This window comes from Streptomyces sp. NPDC001709, from assembly GCF_053596375.1.
Genome location: NZ_JBSFGB010000126.1, coordinates 1 through 3,507, shown reverse-complemented (window position 1 = coordinate 3,507; position 3,507 = coordinate 1). Strand labels below are relative to the sequence as shown.

Below are 3,507 nucleotides of genomic sequence, written 5' to 3'. Positions count from 1 at the left end.
AGACCGCGGACCTGACATCGGCGCGGCCGATGTGAACACCGAGCCCCGCCGCCATCCGCGACGTCTCCCTGCCTACCGTGCACGAGCTCGTTAGGGCCAGGCGAGCGACGGCGTCCGGGCCGTAGCGGCGGTATCCGGTGGTTGGTGCGATCGGCCGGCGTCACGATGCCGTGGTCGGAATATAACCGGATCGTCTTGACCGTCAGCCCGGTGCGCCGAGCCAGTTCACCGATCGAGTAAAGGGTGCCGCCGTCCATGACCCCCACCTTCATGTCTCTCTCCGCGGGAGAGTCAGGTCCTTCTCCTCATCATGTGCTCCGTGGATGGCATCGGGGTCGTGATCCTCGCAGGCCGGGGGGCACGATGGTGGTTCACCGTCGGTGGTGGCGTCGAGGACGGCGAGAGTTATCCACGGGCTGCCGTGCGTGAAGTATGGGAGGAGGCGGCGCTGTGTCTTCGACCAGTACGAGGAATACCGTCTTGCCCGCGTCACGGCCGACGAGGCCCGCGGGATGAACGTCCGGACGCAGGAGGCTCGTTACGGGCATCGTTGGTGGTCGGCAGCGGAGCTCGCCACCACTGCCGAGACCGTCCGACCGAAGAGGATGGCTTCTCTCCTGCCCGATGCGCTGTCGGCCGTGGGCCTTGATAGAGCCCCTGTGCATTTGGGCAATTTCAACGAAGACACTGATCCGGAGTAGCGCATCGGTACGGTTTGAGCGGTCGAGACGGACAGGCCCGATCGCGTCAGCTATCTCGACCGGCTCGCCACGAGCGATCTCGGCCGCTCCTACAAGCGGCGGATGCTCGACGAACTCGACGTGCGTGCCGGACACCGGGTGCTCGACCTCGGCTGCGGCCCCGGTACCGACCTTGAGGCGCTCGCCCAGGCGGTCACCCCGGCCGGCGCTGTCGTCGGCGTCGACAACGACCGGAACATGGTGGACGCCGCGCGGGCCCGCACCGCTGGTGACGCCGTGGTGGACGTCCGGCACGCGGACATCCACGACCTGCCGATGCCCGACCACACTGCCGACCGCGCCCGCACCGACCGGGTCCTGCAGCACGTCGCCGATCCCCTGGCCGCGCTCGGTGAGATCCGCCGGGTCCTGCGGCCGGGCGGGCGACTCGTCATGGGCGAGCCCGACTGGGACACCTGGCCGTCGACCATCCGGAAAGCGACCTGACGCGTGCCTACACCCGCCATGTGGCCGAACGGGTCGTCCGCAACGCAGGGATCGGCAGGCAACTGGCGCGCCTGGCGACCGAGAGCGGCTTCAGGGTGCCCAGGGTCATCCCTGTCACACCTGTCTTCCGGGACGTCCAGGTCGCGGACAAGATCCTCGGCTTGGAAGGGACCACCCGGCGCGCAGTCGAGGCCGGCTATTTCAGCGACCAGGCGGCGGAAGCCTGGCTGAGCCATCTCACGCGGGGCCCCTTTCCCGCGGCGGTGACGTTCTACATCGTCGTGGCCGAGGCATAGTCGCGCGTCGCATGGCCGTGGTCGGCGCGGCGGTCTTCCCCGTCTCGCCGACCTTGGCAGGCAGCGGCCAGGCTCGTCGCCGATCTCGGGCATCGGGGGCAAACCGGTTGTCATGCCGCGGGGTCCCGGCGGACGAGCACGAGGACGGCGGCGCAGGTGGCCAGGGTGATCGTGGCCACCTGCGCCACGATGCCGGTGCCGAGGTGGGCGGTCCCCGAGGGGTCGAAGAGGTGGGTCCAGTCCTGCCAGTAGTGCACGGGCAGGACGATGTGCACGGCGTGCAGTGCATGCGCGCCGTTGAGGATGCTGGCAGCGATCACGAAGGCGACGACGGCGCCGAGGGCCTCGATGCCGCGGGGCAGGAGAAGCCCCATGGCGAACGCGATCGTTGCGATGCTCAGCATGCACAACAGGCAGTAGCCGGTCGCCGACAGGACCCGGGTGGCCGTCTCGCCGCCGGTGAGATTCGGAGCGCCAACGATGTGGAACGGGTGCCAGCCGTAGATGGCAACGCCGGCGAGCAGGCCGGCCGTCAGCACACACAGGGTGGCGATCGCGGTCACAACGGCCAGAGCTCCGAGCTTGGCCGCCAGCAGGCGCGCTCGGCTTACGGGCGCGACGTACAGGTAGCGCAGGGTTCCCCACTCCCGGTCGGACGAGGCGATCGCGGCGGCCGGCAGAGCCACCATGATGGGGAGGAGCAGCGGTTCGATGAACGCCATCCTCGCCATGGCGTGGTTGAGCGCGGAGTAGGGGGAGGCGCCGAACAGGCCGGTCTGGCGACCGTTGCGATGCCCCGCCTCGGATGCGTACGAAAAGGCGGACAGCACGGGGACGGCGGCCAGACAGGCGAGCACGACGAGCGTGCGGATCCGCAGTAGTTGGGTGGTCAGTTCAACGCGCAGCATGCTCGTCGGCTCCTTCGGTCATGGTCAGGAACGCCTCTTCCAGGGACTTGCTCTCCTGCTGCACGGACGTGACGCCGATGCCCTCCGTGACCAGCGCGCGTACCAGGTCGCGGGAGAGCACACCGGGGGCGGTGACGACGATCTCGTCCCGCTGTGTCGTGGCCGACGCGACGCCGGGCAGTGCGCGCAGCACGGCGGCCCCCTTGTCGGTGTCGTCCACCTGGAGGCGGTAGGTGCCGGCGGCGCCGAGGAGTTCGTCCATCGGTCCTGCGGCGATCAGCCGGCCGTGGTTCATCACGACGACGTGGGTCGCCAGTTGCTGCACCTCGGCGAGCTGGTGGCTGGAGACGAGCACGGCGGCCCCTCGTCGGGCCAGCTCCCCCAGGTACTCGCGCAGGGCCCGGACCTCGCCGGGGTCCAGCCCGTTGGCCGGCTCGTCCAGGATCAGCACGTCGGGCTGCCGCATCAGGGCCTGGGCCAGCATCAGCCGCTGCTTCATACCCATCGAATAGCCCTTGACCTTGCGGTCGAGCGCATCGTCGAGCCCGGCGAGGTTCAGGGCGTCGTCCAGAGCGGGGGGCGGCCATGCCCGTCGTGTCGCCGACCACAGGAGCCGCAGGTTGGCCCGGCCGGTGAGGTGCGGCACGAACGCGGGGCCGTCGATGAGCACGCCGACGCGATGCAGCACGTCCGCGCCCAGGCCGACGGGCTCGCCCAGGATGCTCGCGCTGCCGGTATCCGGGGACGACAGGCCGGCCAGCATCCGCATCGTGGAGGTCTTGCCCGCCCCGTTCGGGCCGAGCAGCGCGCAGATCTGGCCGGCTTCCACGGTGAAGCCGAGCCCGCTGACGACCTAATCCGTAGTTATGAGCGTTCCGTGTGAGCGGGTGCTTCTCGGGGCGTTCGAGTACCAGACCGTGACATCCAGGTGCAGCCGGGCCCCACGGAGGCCTCAACGTAGATCGGTGCGCGGTCTGGTGCGAACGGTGGTGGCGGTCACGTGGGCGCTGGGCGGACGCCTTCTACTGACCTTGTTGGCGTGATGTCGTGGCTGACAAGTGGTGGTTGTCGCGGTAGGCCGGTCACATGAGGTATCCGCAAGGGGGCGGGCTCACC

At 69.4% G+C, this 3,507-nt stretch carries 4 protein-coding genes and 2 pseudogenes; 3 read left to right on the top strand and 3 right to left on the bottom strand.

All coding sequences use genetic code 11. The annotated features are described in order from the left end of the window. Positions 1 to 91: 91 nt before the first annotated feature. A pseudogene (locus tag ACWC0C_RS48120) lies at positions 92 to 257 on the bottom strand (MerR family transcriptional regulator); the annotation flags it as partial. Between the two features lie 53 nt (positions 258 to 310). On the opposite strand from ACWC0C_RS48120, the gene ACWC0C_RS48115 reads away from it, so the two are divergent. The 3 genes from ACWC0C_RS48115 to ACWC0C_RS48105 all read left to right on the top strand — a co-directional run bounded on the left by ACWC0C_RS48115 (position 311) and on the right by ACWC0C_RS48105 (position 1,483). Then, a complete protein-coding gene (locus ACWC0C_RS48115; protein WP_450871517.1) occupies positions 311 to 649 on the top strand; it encodes an NUDIX domain-containing protein in 339 nt (112 codons plus the stop codon). A 154-nt stretch (positions 650 to 803) separates the two neighbouring features. Then, positions 804 to 1,187, top strand: coding sequence for a methyltransferase domain-containing protein (locus tag ACWC0C_RS48110; RefSeq protein ID WP_450871516.1), 384 nt, complete (start codon positions 804 to 806; stop codon positions 1,185 to 1,187). 20 nt (positions 1,188 to 1,207) lie between these two features. Beyond that, entirely contained in the window at positions 1,208 to 1,483 is a 276-nt protein-coding gene (locus tag ACWC0C_RS48105) for a hypothetical protein (protein WP_450871515.1), read from the top strand. Between the two features lie 110 nt (positions 1,484 to 1,593). Here ACWC0C_RS48105 and ACWC0C_RS48100 read toward each other — a convergent pair whose 3' ends face one another. Then, positions 1,594 to 2,391, bottom strand: a complete 798-nt coding sequence (locus tag ACWC0C_RS48100) for an ABC transporter permease (RefSeq protein ID WP_450871514.1) — start codon at positions 2,389 to 2,391, stop codon at positions 1,594 to 1,596. Then, positions 2,378 to 3,223: pseudogene (locus tag ACWC0C_RS48095) on the bottom strand (ABC transporter ATP-binding protein); the annotation flags it as partial. The pseudogene ACWC0C_RS48095 and the gene ACWC0C_RS48100, both read right to left, overlap by 14 nt. Between the last annotated feature and the right edge of the window lie 284 nt (positions 3,224 to 3,507).